The following is a 22,209-nucleotide window of genomic DNA, read 5'->3' on the forward strand; positions in this document are numbered from 1 at the left end:
AAGGAGAAAACCATGGAACAGACGAAGATCCTTCTTGAAGACCGGGAGATCCCCAGGCAGTGGTACAATATTCTGGCGGACGTGCCCACTCCCATGAGCCCGCCTCTTCACCCCGGAACAGGAGAGCCCGTCAAGGCCGAGGACCTCGCTCCCATCTTCCCGATGAACCTGATCGAGCAGGAAGTGACCACCGAGCGGTGGATCGATATCCCCGAGCCGGTGCTGGAGAAACTGATCCTCTATCGCCCCAGTCCCCTGTGCCGAGCCAGGAACTTCGAAAAGCTTCTCGGTGCCCCGGTTAAGATCTATTACAAATACGAGGGAGTCAGCCCTGCGGGTTCTCACAAGCCCAACACGGCTATTCCACAAGCCTATTACAATAAGGTTTTTGGGATCAAAAGGCTCTCGACGGAAACGGGGGCCGGCCAGTGGGGAAGCGCGCTCAGCATGGCCTGTGCGATGTTCGGGCTGGAATGCCGGGTTTTCATGGTTCGGGTCAGTTATGAACAGAAGCCCTACCGGAGAATGATGATGCGGACCTGGGGGGCAGACTGTTTTCCCAGTCCCAGCACCCTGACCCAGGCGGGCCGGAACGTCCTGGCGGAGCATCCCGACTCCCCGGGCAGCCTGGGAATCGCCATCAGCGAAGCCATTGAAGATGCCGTCACGAAGCCCGATTCCAGGTACTCCCTCGGGAGCGTGCTGAACCATGTCCTTCTCCACCAGTCGATCATCGGGCTGGAGGCAAAAAAACAGATGGATAAGGCTGGTGCATATCCCGACGTGGTCATCGGTTGCGCCGGCGGCGGCAGCAACTTTGCCGGGATCGCCACGCCGTTTCTGCAGGACAAGATTCATGGAAAACAGGTGCAGGTCATTGCCTCCGAGCCGACGTCCTGCCCGACGCTCACAAGGGGGCCATTTGCCTATGATTTCGGCGATCTGGCAAAGATGACCCCACTCCTTCCCATGTATACGCTGGGGCATGACTTCGTGCCGGCACCAATCCATGCTGGCGGCCTCCGCTATCACGGCATGGCACCGGTCGTCAGCCACCTGGTCCGGCTCGGCCTGGTCGAGCCCCGGGGATATCACCAGCTGGAAACATTTGAGGCGGGTGTTCAGTTTGCCCGGACCGAGGGCATCATCCCGGCACCTGAGTCCAATCATGCCATTGCCGCGGTGGTGGACGAGGCGCGCCGGGCCAAGGCCGAGGGGAAGGAAAAGGTGATCCTCTTCAACCTGAGTGGCCATGGAATGGTGGATCTTGCCTCCTATGATGCCTACTTCGAAGGGAACCTGTTACCCTACGAACTGCCTGAAGAGGAGATCGAGCGTGCCCTGAAGGCGATCGAGGGTTTTCCCAAACCCTGACGGGGATTCGTTCCTGCTTCATCGGCCTTCCATCCCGGTGGCGGCGGCCAGCCCGCTGCCGCCGGGACGGGTCCGATCGGAACGGATGCCTCGTCATGTCCGCGGCGGATCGCTTGTCCGGTTCTGATAGGATTACCCGACGATCCTGCGCCATGGGGACGATCCCACCCCCTTGTGGCCTCCGTTTCCTTCCGTTTAATTCATTGCCAACCCCCACGACATGGGGCATGATGCAGCCGTTGCCGGACCCGCCGCCGGCGGCGGGCCCGGGAGAGGATGATAAGAATGGCTGAACAGTCCGGGAAACTCGTTCTACGCTGTCCCCGCCTGGGTGGAGAAGTTCACCTGACCTACTGTCTCCGGGAGTCCGCGGGGCGTCCCTGCATAAGGACCCTCCAGTGCTGGCATGCGGTTCCGCAGGTCTGTGAACGGCTGATGAAACGCCTGCCGGAAGACGAGATCCGGCGTCTGATGGAACCGGTGCCCCGGGATCGGATGTCCGTCATCCTGGATGCGGCGGAGCAGGGAAAGCGGCGCTGACGGTCCACTGGTCCGTCGGGATGAATCATGGACCTTTTCGAGAGGGATGAACCCGGAGCAGCCGGCCGCCCCTTGGCGGAGCGGATGAGGCCGCGCACCCTGGAGGATTACTCCGGCCAGGAGCATATTGTGGGGCCGGATACGCTTCTGAGGCGGGCCATCGGCCAGGATCGCCTGTTTTCCATGATCCTCTGGGGTCCTCCCGGCTCCGGAAAGACCACCCTCGCCCGGATTCTCGCCGGCGAGACGAAATCTCATTTCATCAGTTTCTCCGCCGTGCTGTCGGGGGTGAAGGAAATCCGGGCCGTCATTGAAGAGGCGCGCCGGATGAGGCAGCTCGGACGCCAGACCATCCTTTTCGTCGATGAAATCCATCGGTTCAACAAGGCCCAGCAGGATGCGTTTCTCCCCCATGTGGAGAGCGGCCTGATCACCCTGGTAGGGGCGACGACGGAAAACCCGTCTTTCGAGATCATCGCCCCTCTCCTGTCGCGCTGCCGGGTCCTGGTTCTGAAACCCCTCTCGGAGCAAAGCCTGGTGCGTCTTCTCCGGCGAGCCATCGAAGACGCGGACCAGGGACTCGGGAAGATGAACCTCCGGATCGAAGACAGCGCCCTGGAGGTCCTTGCCCGCTTTGCTGACGGGGACGCCCGGGCGGCCCTGAACGGACTGGAGGCGGTGGCGGCGTTTCTTTCTTCCGGGGAAGGTGACGGAGAAGCGGTGACACCGGAGCGGATCGGACAGATTCTCCAGAGAAAGTCGCTCCTGTATGACAAGGAAGGGGAGGAACACTACAATCTCATCTCGGCGCTGCACAAAAGCCTCAGGGACAGCGACCCCGATGCCTCTCTTTACTGGCTGGCCCGGATGCTGGCGGCCGGGGAGGACCCTCTTTACGTGGCCCGGCGGATGATCCGTTTTGCCTCGGAGGACGTCGGCAATGCCGACCCCCGGGCATTATCCCTGGCGATCGACGCCCTGCAGGCGTACCATTTCCTGGGTTCTCCGGAGGGGGAGCTTGCACTGGCCCAGGCGGCCCTCTATCTGGCCACGGCCCCCAAGAGCAATGCCGCCTACATTGCCTTCGGCAGAGTCCAGGGAGAGATCCGCAGGACGGGAAGCCTGCCGGTCCCCCTGCATATTCGAAACGCTCCCACCCGGCTCATGAAGGAGCTTGGTTACGGCGATGGGTACCGCTATGCCCATGATTACGAGGACGCCATGGTGTTTCAGGAACATCTGCCGGAAGAGCTGCGGGGGAAGCGCTTTTACGACCCGACGGACCGGGGATACGAAAAGATGATCGGAGAAAGACTGGCCTGGTGGCGGAAACGGATGCAGGATTCGAAGGGCAGGCACAAAAAGGAAGAGGAGGCCTGACGGCCTCCTCTTCCGGTTGTCTTGTTGGATTGCTTCTTGAAACGCTTGCTTTGCCATCGGCCGACCCTGCCCGGTTGATCAGCCGTATTGTTTCGTTTGTTGCCTTTCTTTATTCAGGAATCGTGCCAAAGCGGGCATGTTTGTAACCGTTCGATATTGTTCCGTATGTATCGAATGGCCGATTCCTGGATCCGGTCGGAGAAAACAAAGCCTGTTCAACCCGCTGATCGCTTTCCGGGGCTCTCTTTTAAAAAACACAGAAAAATCGGTTACTAAAGAATCGTGACAAAAATTGTCACGCCCTGACAAAAAATGTCTGCCGTCCATTCCCTGCCGGAGTTGGGGAAACTTCTCCCCCCCGGACCGTGCCGACGGTGGCCTTCGTTGTCCGTCACGGCACGTCGTCGCGGTTGACTTTTCCCGGGAAACTCCTATGATGCGGAAAACTTCCACAATCTTGCCGGAGGGAATCGACTCCGTGAAGGACCCTCGAAAAATTGTCTGGGAACACCATGCCGCCCGGGATCGACGTTCGTTCCTGCCCCCGCTGGCCATGACGGTTGTCTGCGGCGTCTTCATCGGTCTGATCCTGGTTATGGGCCTGTTCACCCGCCAGAGCATCGATCGGACCCTGACGCGGTTCATGGAGGAGCGTGCCCAGGGCTTCGTAGGCGTCGTGGAACGGTTGGCCCAGGAGAACATCGACAATCTCAATCGGCTCGTGCAAGAACAGCGCCGCCAGGGAGGACGGTTTACCCCGCTTTCGGAGTCGATGCTGGCCACCCAGCGCTCTTTCATGGCCTCCCTTGTCGAGATCGCCCGGGATGTAGACCGGGACTGGAAGGAGGGACGGTTGAGCAATGACTCCCTCAAAAAACTCGCTGCGGAACGGGGCGTCTGGCTCATCGCCGCCCTCAACCGGGAAGGCGTCTCCGTCTACTCGAGCCGGCTTCTGCCCACCGATGCCGAGCGGAATGATACGGCCGGTTCCCGGCCTGTCACCCTTTCCGGCCTCAACCGTCTGTCGGAGAAGAAGCGGATATCCTTTATCGCCCTGCGGAGACCCGATGGAAGTGGGACGACCGTCATTGCCCTGGATGCCGAGACCAACCGCTCCTTCGGGATCAGGATCTCTGTGGAGAGAGCCCTGCGGGAGCTCGGAAAGGGCCAGGGACTTGTTTACCTGGCGGCGAAGGAACCGCAGGGACGGCTCCTGGGAAGTCTGGGAAAAGAGCCCGAGGCGTGGGCGGAAGGAGAGGTTCCGCTATCAAAAATCCTTGCCGGATCCCAGGCGATCTCCAGCCGCAAGGTTACCATCGAGGGAATGAGGCTCTTTGACTTTGCGACCCCGTTGAAACTGAACGGCCAGGTGGCGGGATACGTTCGAATCGGCCTCGACCGGGGTGCCGCGGACCAGATCCTGTCGGAAAACGAGCGCCAGATTTTTATCTTTGCGGCCCTGGTCATGGTCATCATGCTCCTGTCGATGTGGTTCCTCTACCAGAGCCAGAACCGGCACATCACCCGGATTGTCGAGATGGAGAGGCGTCTGGAGAAGGCGGAACGGCTCTCGGCTCTTGGAAAACTGGCGGCGGGCGTGGCCCACGAGATCCGCAATCCATTGAACGCCATCAGCATGGCCAGCCAGCGCCTGAAGCGGGACTATGTGCCCGATGCGGATGGCAAAAAGGAGGAATTTCAGGTCCTGACCGGCGTGATCCGAGACGAGATACGGCGACTCAACGGGATCATCGAGGAATTCCTCACCTTCTCCAGGAGCCGTCGGCTGGAGCTGCACGATTATCCCGTGTCGGAGGTCCTCCAGAAGATCGTGAACCTGATCCGGGCGGAGGCCGATGAAAAAGGGATTGCCATCGAGACCCGCTGGGGAGATCCGCCGGTGGTTGTTCCCATGGATGTGGACAAGCTCCAGCAGGCGCTTCTGAATTTCATTAAGAATGCCATGGAATCGATGGAGGACAGCGGTACGCTGACCCTGGCGGCAGGTCGATCCTCCCGTGGACGGGTGAACATCCGGGTTGCCGATACGGGATGCGGAATGACGGAGGAACAGATCGAGCAGATCTTCAACCCTGAATACACGACCAAGGAGAAGGGGTTGGGATTGGGGCTTCCTCTGGCCCATGAAATCATCCGGGGGCACGGCGGGGAGATCCGGGTCACCAGCCGCCAGGGGGAAGGGACGACCTTCGAGATATTTCTGCCGGCGGAGAGAGCCGGCTCCAAAGTGTGATGGGGCTGCTGAACAACGCCCGTCTGTTTTGTTCCCCTCGTCCTTCGCCGCTCGATGTACGAAAAAGGACGACTCGCGGCTCAGTCCATCGGGAGCCTCGCATCCGGACATTTTTGAGCAGCCCTGTGAAGGCTTGTGAGTTGACAAAGATGTTGAAAAGTAGCTGCCTGCAACATTTCGGGTTGGGGACAGATTGAATCTTTTCCCGATCTGCCAGGCTGTACTCTAAAGAATGACCTAGAGGGACGGGAATGAAGAACCTCAATATCCTGATCGTTGAAGACGGCCAGTCGCAGCGGCAGATGCTCCGCGATTTCCTCAACGGGGAAGGGTACAGCGTGGCCGAGGCGGAGAACGGCGAGACCGCCATTTCCCAGGTGAGAAACCGCCATTTCGACCTGCTTCTCCTGGACTATAAGATGCCCGGTATGGACGGCATGCAGGTTCTCAAGGAGGTCAAGCGGATCAATCCCGAAATCGACGTCGTCATCGTCACGGCGTTTGGAACCATCGAGACGGCGGTCGACGCCATGAAAGCCGGCGCCCTCGATTACATCACAAAGCCCATCGAGTTCGACGAGCTGCTCCTCCTGGTGGACCGGGTGGCGGAGCGCCGGACGCTGATCCGTGAAAACGAGCTTCTCCGCCAGGAGCTCCAGCAGAAAGGCGTTACCTCGGAGCAGATCATTTACGCGAGCAACGCCATGGGGGAACTCATCAACCTCGCGGGACGGGTCGCTGCCAGCCGGGCAACGGTCCTAATCCAGGGGGAAAGCGGGACGGGAAAGGAATTGATGGCGCGCCTGGTCCACCAGTTGAGTCCGCGCTCTACGAAACCGTTCATCGCTGTCAACTGCGGAGCCTTGCATGAGAACCTCCTGGAGAGCGAGCTCTTCGGACACGAGCGGGGCGCCTTCACGGGGGCCGTGGCGCGACGCATCGGACGGTTCGAGGAGGCCGACGGGGGGACCCTCTTCTTGGACGAGGTAGGGGAGCTTTCGCCATCGGTCCAGGTCAAGCTGCTCCGCTTTCTCCAGGAGCGTGAGTTCCAACGCCTGGGGGGAAACCAGACGCTCCGGTCGGACGTACGGATCATCAGCGCCACCAACCGCAACCTGGAAAGCCGGGTCAGGGAGGGAGCATTCCGGGAGGACCTGTTTTACCGCCTCAATGTTGTCCTCATGTCCGTTCCGCCCCTCCGGGAAAGAAAGGACGACATCCCCGACCTTGTGCAGCATTTCATTTCGCGGTTCCGTGCCGAAAACGGCAAGGAGATCGAGGGAGTCAGCCGGGAAGCCCAGGATCTGCTCATGAAATACGACTACCCTGGCAACGTCCGGGAGCTGGAAAACATCCTGGAGCGGGCGGTCGTGATCGCCCGGAACCCGCTGATCACGGCGGACGACCTCCCCTTCCGCGACGACTGGTCCGAAGCCGAGGAGGATGGGACGGGTAGCGAGGGACCTCTCAGGAACGCCGTGGAGGACCTGGAAAGGCGGCTGATCCTGGATGCCATGGAAAAAGCCGGGGGACAGCACCTCAAGGCGGCGGAGAGCCTCGGGCTGAACAAGCGGATGCTCCGGTACAAGCTGAAGAAGTATGGAATCCGTGGTTGAAGAGTGAGCATGCCGATGGAGACGTTTATCCAGGTCGTGACGACGGTAGAGAAGCAGGAGGATGCACAGCGGATCGCCCGGGCCATGGTGGAGAAGCGCCTTGCCGCCTGTGCCCAGGTGGTCGGACCGATCACGAGCACCTACTGGTGGAAAGGGCGGATCGAGGAGGCACAGGAGTGGCAGTGCCTCCTGAAGACCCGGGAAGACCGGTTCGATGTGCTGGAGCAGGCCATTCGGGGAATTCATCCTTACGAAGTTCCGGAAATCGTCTCCATGCCCCTGGTGCAGGTGAGTCCCGCCTACCGGGAATGGCTCCGGCAGGAGCTCACTTGACGGCACGGCCGTAAAGCGCCGTCGTTCTTGATCCGACGATCCGGATCTCCTCAACGGTGAGAGAAGCTTCTTCCAGAAGCTCCCTGAGCCGGGAGGGGGTGAACAAGATCAGCCCATCCGGAGGGGGCGGTCCGAACATCCTGTAATAACGCATTGCCATCCAGAACACCTCCCAGGGGGGCATGCCGAAATCCGTGTAGGAAATGACCAGGACCCGGCCATGCCGCCTGACCACCCTGCCCGCTTCCTGCAAAGCCCTCAGCGGGTCGGGGATCGTGTGCAGGACGTTGGCAATGACGACCGTATCGAAACGCTCATCCGGAAAGGGTAGGTTCCGGCAGTCCGCTTCCCGCAGCTGGACGTTCGGACATCGTCCCAGCCGGATCATGGCCGTCTCGAGCATTTCTCCGGACAGGTCGGTTGCCAGTACCTGTGACGAACGCTCCGCGAGAATCCGGGTGAAATAACCCGCCCCGCATCCGCACTCGAGAACCTCCTTCAGCGGTCCCTCGCGTCGCAGTTCATCCACCAGCCTCTCCCGGATGTCCCGTCCCACGACATATTCCGTGGCACGGTCGTAGCGGGCGGCGAAACGGCCCCAGTACGTGTCTTTCCTCGGGTGCATGGCGGGCTTCCCTTTCGACGCTTCGTGCCGTCGGTTTGAATCGGGCTTGAAGTGAAAGATCTCGGCCGGCTGGTTCCTTCCGCTTCAAGGTAACACGATCAAATGGAGAAGTCCATGATACGACGGGCATAATGACCCCGGGAAGGACACCTCTTTTCCCTGTCGGGCCTTTCCCTTTTCTGGTATATGCCACGGACCGCTTCCCGATCCATGTACTCGATTCCGGCCTCTCGGCCGAAGATGGGAGGAATGTTTATGAAACGACTGCTGGTTCTGTCTCTGTTGTGCATCCCGTGGATTTTTGTTTCCGTTGTCACGGCGGCGCAGGCCGCCCCCGTGCGGATCGGCATCATCGACGTCCAGAAAATCATCAAGGATTCCAAGGCGGCCAAGGACGCCCGGGCTGTCTTTCAGAAGGAGCAGGAAAAGAGGCAGGCTGCCTATGCCGCGCGGGAGAAAGAGGTTGTGAAGCTCCAGGAGGAGTTGAAAAAACTCGACGCCAATGCGCCGGCGGAACTCCGGAAGACAAAGACGGACAAGTTCAATATCGAGGCCAGGGAACTGAAGCGGTTCAAGGACGATCTCGAAGAGGAACTGCGGCGAAAGGAAATCGAGCTGACGGCAAAGGTAATCCAGGATCTCAACCGCATCCTGGCGGAGTTCCGGAAGAAGGAAAAGCTGACGGTTATTCTCTATAAATCCTCTGCCGCCGCCTATGACGAGGCCCTGGACATCACGGACCGGGTCATCAAAATATACGACAGCGAGACGGAAAAGAAGAAATAGCGGATTCCGGAGAGATCCTGTTACGGCCGGTCCGTCCGGCTTCCCCCGGCCTGCCGCTCCCGGATGTGCTGGTCCAGGAGGGGCTGCAGGATCGAGAGGAACAGGTCCACGTCTCTGCGAGCCGTCTCAAGCTGCCCGGGGGCCATCCGGTCCCCGAACATCTTGTGGAAGTTCTCCACGACCTGTTCGAATTCTTCCTGCGCGGCCATGGATTCGCCGATATCGGTGCTCATCATGCAGACCTGCAGGCAGAGGGAGGATATCTTCATCTGGGCGAGTATTTCGTATGGATCCGTACTCATGGTATGCCAATTCCTCCTGGAGTTCGCCGCCTCCGTCGAATCGGCGGCCCGGGTGGGGACTCTGCTTACCAGAAAAATCTCAGCCTGACAAACCGCCTCTTTTCCGGATGAAAAAGTAGCCGTGGTTTTCCTGCCTGTCGTCCAGATCCCGGGCCGCCTCCAGGACGTCCAGGCCGGTGTCTTCCAGGAGATTCCGGAAGTCCCGGAATGGGAAGGACGTCATGGTGATGACGTGAGCGGCGTACGATCCTTCCCCTTCCTTTGTCCGGTACCGGTCCGAGCCGTCCGAGTAGCGCATCTGCAAAAAGGCGAAGGCGCCATCCCGGAGCAGCTTCTCCATGACCCGGATCACCCGTCCGGTATAGGCCCGTGAAGGGAAGTGCTGGAAGACGGCAATGGACAGGATGAAATCCACGGAACCCGCCGGGACGATGTCCAGGATGGATTCCGGATGCTCTGCGGCGATCAGGGTGTCCCTGAAATTCCGGTGCCCCAGCCGCTCCATCTGGCATCTGCACTCCTGGAGGGTGGCGCCGGAGATTTCGACCCCGTAGATCCGTGAAAAACGCTCGCAGAGGATCCGGGTCAGGGCGCCGCCGCCGCATCCCCATTCCAGGGCTTGCGCATCCCCTGGGGGAAACGCAGTTCCGGCAGCGGCAAAACGGCGGAACCGTTCTTCCAGGAGATCCCGGTGGAACTCCCCGTGCTCCATCCAGCGTTCCCGCGCCCAGCGCCCGGAGCCGCACCAGTGAGACTGGTCCCGGATCCGGTCGTCATCGGCGCTCATCCGCCAATACCGGCCCGCTTCACGGCCGGAATCGTCGGGTCCCGCCTGCCCCATGCGGCGGATGGTCCGCCTCAGCCATGACACCATGCCACCCCCTTCCCGTCAGCACGGCTGTACCCGATTCGTGGTGGTTTCGCAACGGTTCCGTAAAGGCCCCCCCGCATACATCCGGGAGGCATGAACGGTCCGGCTTTGCTCCTTGACGATCGCCGCCGGGGAATCGTATGATGCATATCAAGGGCGCTTCCGCCCCCTCCATGAGGGACGTGTAGGCCTGGCGGACCCGGGACGGCGTCAGCATTCTGATGTGGAAGGACCATTTCTTCCCGACCTTTTTCAGCCGTGTTTCACACTGCCTGTGGGTCCGGGGAGCGCAGCGGCAATGAAACGGGAGTGAACCGTGACGATGGATGCATTGAAGGGTGAACTGGAGGCGACGTACGAGGAAATCGTGGATGTCCTGTCAAGGCGTCTGGAATCGGTCTGGGATATCCTGAAGGACGTACAGAAAGAATCCATATCCATGCAGGAAAAGGTCGAGGCGGTCAGAGCGGCCGTCGGTGACCTGAGGCAGGCAATCGTTCAGAGCTCGCTGGATGACGGGGACAGGGCCCGATTCGAGGCGCACCTCAAGAAAATGGAAGATTTGCTTGCTTGAACCGGGATGAATGGAGCCGGGGAGGTTGAGTCATGATCGAGCGGCTGCAGACTCAGATCGAGTCCATTTCGGAAATGGCGGAGAAGCTGGCGGAGCGTATCGAGGATATCCGGGAGGCCGTGGAAGATTTGAAACAGTCCGTCTATGCCTTGAAACTGGACGACGACCAGACAGAAGAATTGGAAGATGTTTTCGATCGCATCGAAACCCTTCTTTCCGGGGCTGATCTCGAATGATGGTTCGACAGGCATTTCCCCGGGAACGGCGATCCTGCGGAGAAGGACGAACACGCGGTTCGGTGTCCGGTATCCTGAGCCGAATCGGCTCCGGACAAAGGTTCCTCCTGTGTGCCGCCGGCCGACCCGGGACGGTTACGCGATCTGCTCTCCTGGCCTTCCTTGTCCTGCCGGCTTTGGCGATGCTTCTGCCGTCATTCGCGGAGGCAGGGGATATCTATCGCTACACCGCCCCGGACGGGAGCGTTCTCTTCACCAACATGCCCATGGCACCGGCCCAGGCCGAGCGGATCTTCCATGACCCGCCGGCGCCTTCCTCCGGGCTGGCCTCGTCGTCGAATCCCCGTTCCGCCGCATCCGTGCAGGATGCCGGCTCGTCGTCGGACAGGGCGAAAGCATCTGCCGCAACCTCCCATCTCATCACCCCTTTCCCCCTGGTGAAGCAGAAGGGACCCTGGTGTGTGGCTGCCAGCGCCGAGATGGTCCTGAAATACTACGGTTTCCCCGGACGACAGGACGATATCGCCTTCGGGGTTTACGAAAACCGGAATACCGGTACCACCCTGGCGACGATCTGCCGCTACATCAATCGCATCGCCGGGCTTCGGGCCTGGCTCCGGGAGCGGACCGGCTTTGAAGTCGTCAAGCGCTGCATCGATTCAAATGTGCCTGTCATGGTGCCCCTGAAGGAGCCGGGGCAGAGCGAGGGGCATCTTGTTGTGGTCATCGGGTACGATGACAGCCGGCAGGTGATGACCTTGGCGGAGCCCGCCACGGGGCTTGCCGTCCAGGTTCCCTACCGGAGCTTCCTGAAAGTCTGGACGGGTGCCTCCGTGACCGTGACCCCGACACGGCTGTAAAGGAACCGTTCCCTTCCCGTGTTCAATCCTCGATGATGGCCACCGGCCGGCACCATCCGGCGGATGCCCCCTTGATCTTGACGGGGAAGCAGCAGACGGTGAACCCGTGGGGGCGACCGATGGCGGAGAGGTTGGCCATCTTCTCCATGTGGCAGTAGCCGATTTCAATGCCGGCGAAGTGGGCCTCCCAGACGACCCGGGGATCCCCCTTCTCCTGGAATTCCTTGGCCAGAAACGGCAGGGGCCTGTCCCAGCTCCAGGCGTCGATGCCCACCACGCGCACGCCCTTTTCCGTCAGGAAGAGGGTGCTTTCCCGGTCCATGCCCGCCCCCTTGAGCAGATACTCGGCCTTTCCCCAGGCCGCTTCCGCCCCCGTCTGGACGAGTACGATGTCCAGCGGCTTGATCTCGTAGCGGATTCTGTCCAACTCCTTCTGAACATCCCCGGCGGTGATGCGCTCACCGTCTCCCTTGTGCCGGAAGTCCAGCAGGACCCCGTCGCTCATGCACCACTCGAGGGGGATCTCGTCGATGGTCATGGCTGGCTTCCCCTTGTCCTGGGTGGGGTGGTAGTGGTACGGCGCATCCAGGTGGGTTCCGCTGTGGGTGGCGAGATGGACGAATTCGACGGCCCAGCCGACACCGCCCGGGAGCTGGTCCTGCCGGATTCCCGGGAAGAAATCGAGCATGCTGGGGGCGCCCATGGCATGATCGATGTAGTCGATCTTCGGGATCATCATGGGCGGGTCCGACGGAAGGCCGGACTCGATGGCGATGCTCAGGTCGACGAAACGCTTTCTGGTCATGGCTCCCTCCTTGGGGTAACGGATTCCAGCCGTTACGCCCGGCCTGCCAGGTTCAGGGATGGACGCTGGCAGGCCGGGGTGACGGAGCAGGGTGGCCGAAGGCGAAATGACCGGCCGCTGCGGGCGTGTTTCTGTCAGGCGGTTTTCCGTTCAGGCCTGCTGTAGAGCAGGGCCAGGACGAACCCGACGATGAGGAGCCCCGCCGCCACGTACAGGGCGATTCCCTTCATCTGGGCGAACACCAGGGGGCCGACGACTCCCGCGGCGCCCCAGGCGGTCAGCATCATCCCGTAGACCTTGCCGATGTAGCTGGGGCCGAAGGAATCCGCGGCGAAGGCCGGCATGGTGGCGAACCCGCCGCCGTAGCAGGCCAGGAGATAACAGGCGATGACCGTGAAGAGAAGCTGGCTCGAGATGCCCGGAAGGACGATGTACAGGACCGCCTGGGTGACGAACATGGTCATGAAGACGTTTTTCCGGCCGATGGCGTCGGAGAGCCAGGCCCAGAGAAGCCGGCCGAGGCCGTTGAAGATGGAGGCGACGGCCAGGATCGTTCCGCCCGCCACGGCGAGGGCGGCAGCCGGGATCCCGGGATTCGATGCCTTCACCACGTCCTGGGCCATGGGCGAGAGTTGGGAGATGAGGCCCAGGCCGGCGGAGACGTTCAGGAACAGCATCGCCCAGAGCATCCACCACTGGCGGGTCTTGACCGCTTCGTCAAACTTGTAGGAATCCGCCGCCGAGACGCCGCCGGCTGCGGCCGGCTTGAAGCCCGCCGGCAGCCAGCCCGCCGGGGGGTTCTTGTAGAACTGTGCGGCACCGGTTACGGCGATCAGGAAGATGACGCCCCAGATGTAGAACGTGTTGGCCACGCCCATGGAGATGACCATGTCCGGGGCGATCTTGCCCATGAAGAAGGCGCCGGCGCCGAATCCCATGACGGCGAGTCCCGTCACGAGCCCCCGCTTGTCGGGAAACCACCGGATCAGAGTGGCGATGGGCGTTACGTAGCCGAAGCCGTTCCCCAGACCGCCGATGAGGCCGAAGCCCAGGTACAGGAGCCAGATGCTGCCGATCGAGTCGGCCAGCCCCGCCATGAGTGTCCCGATGCCGAAGAGCACGCCTCCCAGGGTGGCCACGAACTTGGGGCCTTTCTTATCCACTAGGGTTCCACCGAACGCCGCGGCCAGACCAATCACGCCTATACAGATCATGAAGGTGACCTGCGTTTCCGTCTCCCCCCAGCCGTGGGTGTTCATCAGGGGTTTCTTGAAAACGGACCACGCATACACCGTTCCCAGGCACAACTGCATTACGATCGCCGCAATGGCGATCCACCAACGTTTTCCTTCCAGGTTTTCGTTACTCATCATATCCTCCCTGGCACATTATTTATGTATGGCATGCGCACCATACCAGATTCCGTATGTGTTTGCATCGCTTGTTGCAGTATCCAGCCGGCGAACGGGCCGGGCAGATACGGACAGGGACGGGCCGAAAAAAGCTCCCCAGGGGGAGCTTTTTTCGGTTCTCGTTCAAAATGGAAAAGCCGGGACTTCATCAAATGACCGCCCTGGTGTCCAGCAGGATCGCCAGCAGGAGGAGTATCCCAAAGACGGTATCGAACTGTGCCGTCAGGGCGTCGGCCATGTCGGGGATCTTCTCCCGGAAGGTCTTCAGAAGGCTCACCGCCTTGGGAACGGAGAGAAAGATGAGGAGTCCCCAGAAGCTCATGACGCCCGTTGCAATCATTCCGAGCACGTACGCATAGGAGAGAACGATCATCCCCGCGAAGAGGAGGTAGCTCCTGCGGCTGCCCAGCATGATGCTGATGGTCTTGACGTTCTGGCGGGCGTCATAGGCAATGTCCCGCATGTTGTTGGCGAAGAGGACGAGGGCGACAAGGACGCCGAAGGGAATGGAAATGAGCAGAGCCTTGCTGGAAAGTCCCCCGCGCTGTACGGCATATGCCCCTTCGATCATGAGGGGGCCCCACATCATGAAGACGGCGAATTCGCCGAGGGCGCGGTATTTGAACTTGACGGGCCCCGCCGTGTAGAAAACGCAGGTCAGGACCCCGATGATCCCGATCCAGAGGACGTGCCAGGAGCGGAAGAAAGCCGCCACCGTTCCAATGGTGATGGTGATGGCCAGCATGACGGCGGTCTCCGCAAGGAGTTGCCGGGGGGTCAGCATTCCCGAGATCAGCGGCTGGGGGCGGTATTTCGCCGTCGGTGAGTCCTCCTGGTCGACGCCGTAGCGGGTGTCGCAATAATCGTTGATAAGATTGGCCGCGGCGTGGAAGGTCGTGATGCCGACGGCCGTCAGGGCGAACCAGATCCAGGATATCGATCCCTCCTCCGCGGCGAGCAGCGTTCCCACCGATACGGAAATGAGAGACATCGTGAACGACCAGGGGCGGGTGGCAATGAAGTATTTCTTTACGGTCTCCAGCATACGCAAAATCCTGCCTTTCCGGATGTTTCCACGGGAGGCGAATGTAATCGGGACAGGCTCCCAAGTCAAGCATTTATGGCGGGGAGACGAGCCCTGCAACTGCCGATGGAGAGACATCGCCGCGAACCGGAGGCGGCCCCTTCCGCTGCCTCTTTGCATGGCTCCTCGTTCCCGTCTCCCTCCTGTACGCGGAATCTTCTCCGCGGCCCGCGCGCAGGCGTTCTGCACGCGACGGACAGATTTCATGGTCCGCTTGATTTTTTTATCAATATGTCTTTTGGGGAACGGTCCGGTCATTGTATAATGCGCCGCTCGGAAGTCCATGCCCGTCAGGTGCCGGCGTGAAAACCGGCCTGTCCTGACCGGGGAATCGGCTCTCCCGTCCGCGGATGGAGTGGGTGCCGTCCACGGGTCGATTCAAGGAACAGGAGGTGGATGAATGGATGCATTCCGGCAGGTCGCGGCCGGGAAAAAGCCTCTCCAGAGAATGTATGTTGCCTTCATGCTCTGGTTCGTCGGCCGGGCGATACAGGCCGCCGCCCGGGTGGATGACGAAATCGCCTCGGAATTTGATGACTTGCCACCCGGATTCACCTTTTCGCTGGCGGTCCTGCCGTCGGGTCCGGCCATGGCCATCGGTAAGGATGCGAGCGGGGGCGTGCGCTATCTCGGGACGAGCCCGGGACCGCGGAAGCCGGACCTGGAGATGAAGATCAAGAACATCGAGGCGGCCATGCTCATGTTCACGTTCCGGGAGAGCACGGCGGCCGCCACGGCGCGAAACCGCCTCATCGTGGACGGCGATATCCCCGCGGCCTGCGCCGTCGTCCGGATCCTCGACGCCGTGGAGGTCTACCTGCTGGTGAAACCCATCGCCAGGCTGGCGGTCAAGCGGTATCCATCCTGGCCCTTGCGGCGGATCCTGATCGGCCGGCCCTTGATCTATCTCAGGTCCGTCCTGGGGATCTGAGGAGAGAGCCATGACCGAATCCTTTGCCTTCCTGAGCCCCATCAAAATCAACGCGGGACGGAAAGCCCTGGAGCACCTCCCCTTCGAACTGGACGGGATGAACGCGGGGAAACCCCTGATCCTGACGGATCCGGAGGGAATCCGTGCCGGTCTGGACCGGATCGTCGAGGAAGCCTTCGGCGAGTCGGGCCTGGTCCTGGGATTCTACGGCGGAGTTCCTCCGGACCCGGATCCCGCCCTGATCCGCGATCTGGCCGGCCTGTACCTGGGACGGGGGTTCGACGCCCTTGTGGCCGTCGGGTCCGGTTCCGTCATGAACACCGCCAAAATCCTGAACATCGCCGTTTCCGGCAGACCCGAAGACCTGGAAGCCTTTGCCGGGGAGGACCGGATACCGCGAAGGCTTCGTCCCTTCGTCGCCGTTCCCCGTTCCGGGGGGACCGGCTACGAGGCGTCGCAGCATGCCGTTCTCGGGGACAGGAAGTACTTGTCCCGCCGCCTGATGCCGGACCTGGTCGTCATCGACCCCCGGATGCTCGCACCCGGAAATCGCGCCTCCCTGGTGGAAGGCGCCCTCGCGGCCTGGGCGCATGCCGTCGAAGCATACTTCACCGCCCCGGAAAATCCCCTGGTGGAAGCGTATGCCGGAGGGGCGCTGGCCCTTCTTCGCGAAGCCCTGGTTCCGGGAATCCGTGGAACGGCGGACGAAAACGAACGGGTCGCCCTGGCGAATGCCGCCGTGTGTGCCGCCTGCGCCTTCTCCAATGCCCCCCTCGGGCCGGCCCACGTCCTGGGAGAGGCCATCGCGAGCGCGGCGGATATCTCCGCGGGGGCCGCCATGGGGCTTCTCCTGCCTTCCGTTGCCGCCCGCCTCGCGGGCCGGGATGGCCGGGACCTTTCCCGTCTTCTTCTTCCCTTGGCCGGGATGGACCGGTTTTCAGAAACGGCGGAGGCGGAGCGCAGCGCAGCGGTTCCCCCCCTTCTCGGCCGCATGCTGGAGGACATTCTGGCGGCCGCGGGGCGAATCGTCCCGCGGAACCTGGAGGAGGCGGGCCTGCCGCGGGAGCGCATGGCGGATCTGGCAGGCGGTGCCGCGAGCGGAGAGGGATCATGGATGGTGGAGGACTCGATGGCGGTCCTCGAAGAGGCCTGGAACGGGAAAAGAGCCGCCTGAACGGCGAGAGGTGAAATCCATGAACGTGCCTGGCTATTACGAATTCTGCTGCCGCGTGAACGTCCTGTCCGGCCACGACGCGCTGGAAAAGATCCCCGCCGTCCTGGCCGGGCTTGGGGCCGGCCGGCCCTTCATCGTCACGGATCGGGGGGTGGCCGGGGCGGGGCTCCTGGATCTGGTGACGAACGCCGTCCGGGGCGGCGTCGAGATCGGGGCGGTGAACGACGAAGTCCCGCCGGATTCGGACGTGAAGGTCGTCAACCGCCTGGCCGGACTGTTCCGGGCGAGCGGCTGCGACTGCATCGTTGCCATTGGCGGCGGGTCCGTCATGGACACGGCGAAGGGCGTCAACATCCTGGTCTCCGAGAATTCCGACAACCTCCTGGCGTTTTGTGGCGCCAACGCCCTGAAGCGCCCGCTGAAGCCCTTCCTCGCCATTCCAACCACCGCCGGTACGGGCTCCGAAGTGACCCAGGCGGCGGTGATCAAGGACCATGAGAAGTCCCTGAAGCTGGCCTTTGCCAGCTATTTTCTTCTCCCGGACGCGGCCGTTCTGGACTCCCGCATGACCCTCACGCTGCCTCCCGCCCTGACCGCCTCGACGGGCATGGACGCCTTGACCCACGCCATGGAGGCCTATTTCTGCCTCGCCAAGAATCCCCTGAGCGACACCCACGCCCTGGCCGCCATCGACCTGATCGGCCGGCACCTCCTCGCCGTGGTCCGGAATCCGGGTGACCGGGAGGGGAGGCTGGCCCTCGCCAATGCGGCGACCCTGGCCGGGATCGCCTTCTCCAATTCCATGGTCGGTCTCGTCCACAATCTCGGCCATGCCACGGGCTCCGCCTGCGGGGTTCCCCACGGGGCCTGCATGGCCATGTTTCTTCCTTACGGGCTGGAATACAACCTCCACAAGCGGGAGGCCGTCATCGCCGAGCTGCTCCTGCCCCTGGCCGGTCCGGAGGCTTACGCCGCCACACCGCCGGCCGGACGGGCGCAGAAGGTGATCGACCTTGTCCGGCAGATGAACCAGGATCTTCACGACGCCACGGGAGGGCGGCATTTCCGCTTCCTCAAGGAAGTCGTGGATCGTGACGGGAAGCCCATGGTCCCGCGCGAGAAGCTTCCGGCCATCGTGGAGGCGGCCCGGCGTGACGGGGCCGTCTTCTACAATCCCGAGGAGATGGACGCCAGAGACATGTTGATGATCCTGGAAGCGGCCTGGGAGGGCCGGCCCCTGGACCGGAGCCGCATCAGGAAAGGGTAAGGCCGGGGATCGCCGCGCGGCAAGGCCGCTGAAGCGGGTGCAGGGAAAAGGAGTGCCGTATGAACAAGGGCTACATGGGAAAGATCCTGATGGTGGACCTGTCCAGGGGCGAAGTCGCCGAGGAGATCATCCCGGACAACATCTACGAGAATTACCTCTCCGGCATCGGCCTCGGGGCCTATATCCTCTACAACCGGATCCCCGCGGGAGCCGATCCCCTGGGACCCGACAATATCCTCGGCTTCGTCACGGGTCTGTTGACGGGTACGGGAAGCTTCTTCTCGGGCCGGTGGATGGTGGTGGGCAAGTCACCCCTGACGGGATGCTGGGGGGATGCGAACTGCGGCGGAAACCTGTCGCCGGCCATCAAGCGCTGCGGATACGACGGGATCTTCTTCCGGGGCATCAGCGAAAAACCCGTCTACCTGTACGTCGATTCCGGCCGGGCCGAGATTCGGGATGCCTCTTCCCTCTGGGGCCGGGATGCCATAGAGACGGAGGAGACGCTGCTCCGGGAGGGCGGAAAGGGAGCCCGGGTGGCCTGCATCGGGCCGGCGGGCGAGAACCGTTCCCTCATTGCCGGGATCTGCAACGACAAGGGGCGCCTGGCCGCCCGGTCGGGCCTGGGGGCCGTGATGGGCTCCAAGCGCCTGAAGGCGCTGGTGGTGAACGGAAAGCGGCGCATCCATCCCTTCAACCGCCACGAGATGAAGCGTGTCAGCCAGGCCTGCAACCGCTGGGTCCAGTTCCAGCCGCCCCTCTTTTCGGGGCCCGCCCTTTCCCATGTGGGAGCCCTGATGAGGATCCTCCCGACGCAGATGGCCCAGGACGGCCTGCTCTACAAGTTCTTCCTCAAGAAGTGGGGAACCGTCAGCATGAACCAGGTGTCCATCGAGATGGGGGATTCGCCTATCAAGAACTGGAAAGGGACGAACGAGGACTTCGGGCGCAGCCGCTCTCTCGCCATCAATCCGGATGCCATCACGAGCCGGGAATTTGTGAAGTATCACTGCTATTCCTGTCCCCTCGGGTGCGGGGGGAAATGCTCCCTGCCGGGACAGAAGGGCGGGGAGACCCACAAGCCGGAATACGAAACGGTCCTCGCCCTGGGCGGTCTTTGCATGAACGAGGACGCCGACAGCATCTTCCACATGAACGAGATGCTCAATCGCGCCGGGATGGATACGATCTCCGCGGGGGGAACCGTGGCCTTTGCCCTGGAGTGCTATGAAAAAGGGGTCCTCACGAAGGAGGACACCGGCGGCCTGGAGCTCACCTGGGGGAACGCCCCGGCCATCCTCGCCCTCGTGGACAAAATGATCCGGCGCGAGGGAATCGGCGACGTCCTCGCGGACGGCACGAAAGTCGCGTCCCGAAGGATCGGGAAGGGCTCCGAGGCGTATGCAATGCACGTCGGCGGCCAGGAGCCGGCCATGCACGACGGCCGAAACGACCCGGGGTTCAACGTCCATTATGCCGTGGAGGCGACGCCGGGACGCCACACCATCGGTGCCCAACTTTATTACGAAATGTTCCAGCTCTGGAAGGAGGTCAAGGGAATCCCCAGGGCGAAGCCCCTCTATTCGAAGGACAGGAAATACCTGGCCGACCACGAGAAGGCGGTCATGGCGGCCGCGTGCAGCAAGTACATGAACGTGGCCAACGGGGCGGGACTCTGTATGTTCGGCCTGCTCATGGGAGTGACCCGGACCCCCCTGTTTGCGTGGCTCAACGCCGCGACGGGGTGGCGGAAGACACCCGGGCAGTATCTGGACATCGGCTCGCGCATCCAGACCCTCAAGCAGGCCTTCAACATCAAGCAGGGCGTGGACCCGCGCTCCATCAGGGTCGCCGACCGCATGCTGGGAAAGCCGGCCCTTCCCGCGGGAGCGAACAAGGGCCGGACTACGGAATTGGAGACAATAAGGGGCCAATACTGGGACCAGTTCGGCTGGGATCCCGAGACGGGAGTGCCCGATCCCGAAGCGCTGGAGCGCCTGGGAATCAAGATTCCGGAAACCGGAACAGGAAGGTAGATCATGGCATACCGGATCACGACCGAATGCAACGGCTGCACGGCCTGCGTTCGCCTCTGCCCGACGGGGGCCATCACGGGCGAGAGAAAGGTCCTTCACGTTATCAACCCGTCCCTGTGCATCGAGTGCGGCGCCTGCGGGCGCATCTGCCCCCAGGAAGCGGTGCAGGACGCCTTCGGGATCGCCTGCCGGAGAATCCCGAAGCTGTCCCTGTGGCCGAAACCGGTGGTGGACGGGAAAACCTGCGTGTCCTGCCGGATCTGCATTGAAGGCTGTCCGGCATCCTGTCTGGCCGGCCGGACGGACGGCAGCGGGAAACACGAGATCGCCTATCTGGCGGAGCCGAAGGCCTGCATCTCCTGCGGCTTCTGCGAAACCGACTGCCCCGTGGAAGCCATCCGCCTGGTTGTGCCGGAGCAGCAGGCCATCGATGTGAAACCAGGCTGAAACAGGGGATTGAACCGGTCCGGGAATCCCACTGGACCGGAGATTGCATGTTGAAGAGAGGAGAAACCCCAAAAAAATCGAGGAGCAGACCGGAATCGAGATGAACAAAAAATTCATGAGCGTGTTGTGGATCGTTGCCCTGTTTCTGATTTTCCCGCTTCCCTCCTTTGCCGGGACGACGACCATCGAAGCCACCGGCGAATACATCATGGGCGACAACGATACCGTCATCGAAGCCAAAAAACTGGCGCTTCAGGACGCCAAGCGGCTGGCCCTGGAGAAGGTTGGGACATACGTGGAGAGCACGACGGAGGTGAGGGATAACGCCGTCTCCCGGGACGAGATCCGGCAGTACAGCGCCGGTATCGTGAAAGTCCGGGAGGTAAATGAAGAAAGAAGGCTTTTGGAAAACAAGGCGACCTTGATCCGGATACATGTCTCGGCGACGGTGGACCCGGGCGTCCTGGTGAAGCAGCTCCTGGCCCTCCGGGACCGCAAGGACGTGGAGGAAAAAGCAAAGAAACTGTCGACGGAAAACGAGGCCCTCCGGAAGGATATCGAGCAGTTGAATGCACAGCTGAAGGGTGCGCTCAGCGGAAAACAGCACCAGCAGTTGAGGCTGAAGCGGGAGGCGGCCCTGGACAGAATCCTGGAAAACGACAAGGGGCTCACCATGCTCGTCAGCGGGGAGGAACTGGTGAAGGTTTCCCTCCTGGAGCGGCAGAAGAAGCAGGACGACCGGCAACTGGTCAAACGATTCCTGAAGGAGGTGGCCGCCGCCTACCGGATCGACAGCCGGGAGCCGGAGGTGGAGGACAACGGGGACGGAACCTCCAACCTCTCGATCCACTATTCCATCCAGCTCCCCGGCCGTTATGGCCTGGACAACTCCTTGATTTCCGTACCCTCCAGCAGCGAATTCATGGCTCTGGGTTTCAAGATCATGGCGTATTCCAACGGCGGGCTCTTTTTCAAATGCGCCGACAGCGGCAACCGGAAGTGCGAGCGGATGCTGACCTATTTCAGCGAAGAGGTGCGCCGGTTCCGGATCATTACGAAAGTCGGGAAGCGAACCCTGAAGGAGCTGATTGCCGTATCATCCATGTCCGATGAGAAAACCGTTTACGGGCGGTCGAAACCTTTCCGGCCGGCTGTGCGGTCCCGCGTGAAGCTGAGCAGCCCGACGTTCGAGTATTATCCCCTTGTAAACAAGGCGAGCTATGTATCCAAATTCGCCAATGTGCCCCATGACGAGCTGCGCGACGTGTCCACGATCCAGATTCACGTCGTTTATGATTGATC

The 22,209-nt window shown here is 61.8% G+C and carries 22 protein-coding genes; 16 read left to right on the forward strand and 6 right to left on the reverse strand.

Translation table 11 applies throughout. From position 1 onward, the window contains the following. The first annotated feature begins 12 nt into the window (after window positions 1–12). The 6 genes from PLO63_13585 (at window position 13) to cutA (ending at window position 7,497) form a co-directional block, all read left to right on the forward strand. Window positions 13–1,374 carry a TrpB-like pyridoxal phosphate-dependent enzyme gene (locus tag PLO63_13585; GenBank protein ID HOI75171.1) on the forward strand — a complete coding sequence of 454 codons (1,362 nt, stop codon included), beginning with the start codon at window positions 13–15 and terminating at the stop codon, window positions 1,372–1,374. Window positions 1,375–1,659: 285 nt separating this feature from the next. Further along, window positions 1,660–1,914 (forward strand): hypothetical protein, encoded by a 255-nt coding sequence (locus tag PLO63_13590; protein ID HOI75172.1) that lies wholly within the window; start codon window positions 1,660–1,662, stop codon window positions 1,912–1,914. Window positions 1,915–1,941: 27 nt separating this feature from the next. After that, window positions 1,942–3,294, forward strand: a complete 1,353-nt coding sequence (locus PLO63_13595) for a replication-associated recombination protein A (GenBank protein ID HOI75173.1) — start codon at window positions 1,942–1,944, stop codon at window positions 3,292–3,294. A gap of 478 nt (window positions 3,295–3,772) precedes the next feature. Then, window positions 3,773–5,548, forward strand: coding sequence for an ATP-binding protein (locus PLO63_13600; protein HOI75174.1), 1,776 nt, complete (start codon window positions 3,773–3,775; stop codon window positions 5,546–5,548). 251 nt (window positions 5,549–5,799) lie between these two features. Further along, window positions 5,800–7,164, forward strand: coding sequence for a sigma-54 dependent transcriptional regulator (locus PLO63_13605; GenBank protein HOI75175.1), 1,365 nt, complete (start codon window positions 5,800–5,802; stop codon window positions 7,162–7,164). 9 nt (window positions 7,165–7,173) lie between these two features. After that, entirely contained in the window at window positions 7,174–7,497 is a 324-nt protein-coding gene (gene cutA, locus PLO63_13610; GenBank protein HOI75176.1) for a divalent-cation tolerance protein CutA, read from the forward strand. Here the strand turns inward: cutA and PLO63_13615 are convergent. Then, on the reverse strand, window positions 7,490–8,122 hold the full coding sequence (locus PLO63_13615; GenBank protein HOI75177.1) for a class I SAM-dependent methyltransferase: 633 nt from the start codon (window positions 8,120–8,122) through the stop codon (window positions 7,490–7,492). The genes cutA and PLO63_13615 overlap by 8 nt on opposite strands. 255 nt (window positions 8,123–8,377) lie before the next feature. Here PLO63_13615 and PLO63_13620 point away from each other — a divergent pair, with 255 nt between their 5' ends. Beyond that, the gene (locus PLO63_13620) at window positions 8,378–8,908 is read left to right on the forward strand and encodes an OmpH family outer membrane protein (GenBank protein HOI75178.1); all 531 of its coding nucleotides are present in this window, start codon (window positions 8,378–8,380) and stop codon (window positions 8,906–8,908) included. A gap of 20 nt (window positions 8,909–8,928) precedes the next feature. On the opposite strand, the gene PLO63_13625 is transcribed toward PLO63_13620, so the two are convergent. Continuing rightward, complete coding sequence (locus PLO63_13625; protein HOI75179.1) at window positions 8,929–9,210, reverse strand: hypothetical protein; 282 nt, start codon at window positions 9,208–9,210, stop codon at window positions 8,929–8,931. Between the two features lie 79 nt (window positions 9,211–9,289). Beyond that, complete coding sequence (locus PLO63_13630; GenBank protein HOI75180.1) at window positions 9,290–10,084, reverse strand: class I SAM-dependent methyltransferase; 795 nt, start codon at window positions 10,082–10,084, stop codon at window positions 9,290–9,292. A gap of 313 nt (window positions 10,085–10,397) precedes the next feature. On the opposite strand from PLO63_13630, the gene PLO63_13635 reads away from it, so the two are divergent. The 3 genes from PLO63_13635 to PLO63_13645 all read left to right on the forward strand — a co-directional run bounded on the left by PLO63_13635 (window position 10,398) and on the right by PLO63_13645 (window position 11,751). Then, on the forward strand, window positions 10,398–10,655 hold the full coding sequence (locus tag PLO63_13635) for a hypothetical protein (protein ID HOI75181.1): 258 nt from the start codon (window positions 10,398–10,400) through the stop codon (window positions 10,653–10,655). A 32-nt stretch (window positions 10,656–10,687) separates the two neighbouring features. Continuing rightward, window positions 10,688–10,891, forward strand: a complete 204-nt coding sequence (locus tag PLO63_13640; protein HOI75182.1) for a hypothetical protein — start codon at window positions 10,688–10,690, stop codon at window positions 10,889–10,891. A 182-nt stretch (window positions 10,892–11,073) separates the two neighbouring features. Continuing rightward, window positions 11,074–11,751, forward strand: coding sequence for a C39 family peptidase (locus tag PLO63_13645; GenBank protein ID HOI75183.1), 678 nt, complete (start codon window positions 11,074–11,076; stop codon window positions 11,749–11,751). Window positions 11,752–11,773: 22 nt separating this feature from the next. Here the strand turns inward: PLO63_13645 and PLO63_13650 are convergent, their stop codons facing one another. The 3 genes from PLO63_13650 to PLO63_13660 all read right to left on the reverse strand — a co-directional run bounded on the left by PLO63_13650 (window position 11,774) and on the right by PLO63_13660 (window position 15,013). Continuing rightward, window positions 11,774–12,556: a cyclase family protein gene (locus PLO63_13650; protein ID HOI75184.1), complete on the reverse strand. Its 783-nt coding sequence runs from the start codon at window positions 12,554–12,556 to the stop codon at window positions 11,774–11,776. A 134-nt stretch (window positions 12,557–12,690) separates the two neighbouring features. Further along, window positions 12,691–13,926, reverse strand: a complete 1,236-nt coding sequence (locus PLO63_13655) for an OFA family MFS transporter (protein HOI75185.1) — start codon at window positions 13,924–13,926, stop codon at window positions 12,691–12,693. 190 nt (window positions 13,927–14,116) lie between these two features. After that, complete coding sequence (locus PLO63_13660; GenBank protein HOI75186.1) at window positions 14,117–15,013, reverse strand: prenyltransferase; 897 nt, start codon at window positions 15,011–15,013, stop codon at window positions 14,117–14,119. 439 nt (window positions 15,014–15,452) lie between these two features. Between PLO63_13660 and PLO63_13665 the strand changes: the two genes are divergently transcribed. From PLO63_13665 to PLO63_13690, 6 genes are all read left to right on the forward strand, one after another. Further along, window positions 15,453–15,983 carry a hypothetical protein gene (locus tag PLO63_13665; protein HOI75187.1) on the forward strand — a complete coding sequence of 177 codons (531 nt, stop codon included), beginning with the start codon at window positions 15,453–15,455 and terminating at the stop codon, window positions 15,981–15,983. A 10-nt stretch (window positions 15,984–15,993) separates the two neighbouring features. Continuing rightward, a complete protein-coding gene (locus PLO63_13670) occupies window positions 15,994–17,157 on the forward strand; it encodes an iron-containing alcohol dehydrogenase (GenBank protein ID HOI75188.1) in 1,164 nt (387 codons plus the stop codon). Window positions 17,158–17,176: 19 nt separating this feature from the next. Continuing rightward, window positions 17,177–18,424, forward strand: coding sequence for an iron-containing alcohol dehydrogenase (locus PLO63_13675; protein ID HOI75189.1), 1,248 nt, complete (start codon window positions 17,177–17,179; stop codon window positions 18,422–18,424). 59 nt (window positions 18,425–18,483) lie between these two features. Then, window positions 18,484–20,460 (forward strand): aldehyde ferredoxin oxidoreductase family protein, encoded by a 1,977-nt coding sequence (locus tag PLO63_13680; GenBank protein ID HOI75190.1) that lies wholly within the window; start codon window positions 18,484–18,486, stop codon window positions 20,458–20,460. A 3-nt stretch (window positions 20,461–20,463) separates the two neighbouring features. Beyond that, entirely contained in the window at window positions 20,464–20,907 is a 444-nt protein-coding gene (locus PLO63_13685) for a 4Fe-4S binding protein (protein HOI75191.1), read from the forward strand. Window positions 20,908–21,007: 100 nt separating this feature from the next. Continuing rightward, window positions 21,008–22,207 carry a hypothetical protein gene (locus PLO63_13690; protein ID HOI75192.1) on the forward strand — a complete coding sequence of 400 codons (1,200 nt, stop codon included), beginning with the start codon at window positions 21,008–21,010 and terminating at the stop codon, window positions 22,205–22,207. The last annotated feature ends 2 nt before the right edge of the window (window positions 22,208–22,209 follow it).

It is taken from the genome of Syntrophales bacterium, from assembly GCA_035363115.1.
GTDB lineage: Bacteria > Desulfobacterota > Syntrophia > Syntrophales > PHBD01 > PHBD01.

Bases quoted from the DNA above. Each gene is read 5' to 3' on its own strand.
- PLO63_13685 (HOI75191.1), top strand. From the start codon at position 20,464: ATGGCATACCGGATCACGACCGAATGCAACGGCTGCACGGCCTGCGTT.
- PLO63_13670 (HOI75188.1), top strand. From the start codon at position 15,994: ATGACCGAATCCTTTGCCTTCCTGAGCCCCATCAAAATCAACGCGGGA.
- PLO63_13690 (HOI75192.1), top strand. From the start codon at position 21,008: ATGAACAAAAAATTCATGAGCGTGTTGTGGATCGTTGCCCTGTTTCTG.
- PLO63_13675 (HOI75189.1), top strand. From the start codon at position 17,177: ATGAACGTGCCTGGCTATTACGAATTCTGCTGCCGCGTGAACGTCCTG.
- PLO63_13660 (HOI75186.1), bottom strand. From the start codon at position 15,013: ATGCTGGAGACCGTAAAGAAATACTTCATTGCCACCCGCCCCTGGTCG.
- cutA (HOI75176.1), top strand. From the start codon at position 7,174: ATGCCGATGGAGACGTTTATCCAGGTCGTGACGACGGTAGAGAAGCAG.
- PLO63_13655 (HOI75185.1), bottom strand. From the start codon at position 13,926: ATGAGTAACGAAAACCTGGAAGGAAAACGTTGGTGGATCGCCATTGCG.
- PLO63_13640 (HOI75182.1), top strand. From the start codon at position 10,688: ATGATCGAGCGGCTGCAGACTCAGATCGAGTCCATTTCGGAAATGGCG.
- PLO63_13590 (HOI75172.1), top strand. From the start codon at position 1,660: ATGGCTGAACAGTCCGGGAAACTCGTTCTACGCTGTCCCCGCCTGGGT.
- PLO63_13665 (HOI75187.1), top strand. From the start codon at position 15,453: ATGGATGCATTCCGGCAGGTCGCGGCCGGGAAAAAGCCTCTCCAGAGA.
- PLO63_13620 (HOI75178.1), top strand. From the start codon at position 8,378: ATGAAACGACTGCTGGTTCTGTCTCTGTTGTGCATCCCGTGGATTTTT.
- PLO63_13645 (HOI75183.1), top strand. From the start codon at position 11,074: ATGCTTCTGCCGTCATTCGCGGAGGCAGGGGATATCTATCGCTACACC.
- PLO63_13625 (HOI75179.1), bottom strand. From the start codon at position 9,210: ATGAGTACGGATCCATACGAAATACTCGCCCAGATGAAGATATCCTCC.
- PLO63_13605 (HOI75175.1), top strand. From the start codon at position 5,800: ATGAAGAACCTCAATATCCTGATCGTTGAAGACGGCCAGTCGCAGCGG.
- PLO63_13585 (HOI75171.1), top strand. From the start codon at position 13: ATGGAACAGACGAAGATCCTTCTTGAAGACCGGGAGATCCCCAGGCAG.
- PLO63_13630 (HOI75180.1), bottom strand. From the start codon at position 10,084: ATGGTGTCATGGCTGAGGCGGACCATCCGCCGCATGGGGCAGGCGGGA.
- PLO63_13650 (HOI75184.1), bottom strand. From the start codon at position 12,556: ATGACCAGAAAGCGTTTCGTCGACCTGAGCATCGCCATCGAGTCCGGC.
- PLO63_13595 (HOI75173.1), top strand. From the start codon at position 1,942: ATGGACCTTTTCGAGAGGGATGAACCCGGAGCAGCCGGCCGCCCCTTG.
- PLO63_13615 (HOI75177.1), bottom strand. From the start codon at position 8,122: ATGCACCCGAGGAAAGACACGTACTGGGGCCGTTTCGCCGCCCGCTAC.
- PLO63_13680 (HOI75190.1), top strand. From the start codon at position 18,484: ATGAACAAGGGCTACATGGGAAAGATCCTGATGGTGGACCTGTCCAGG.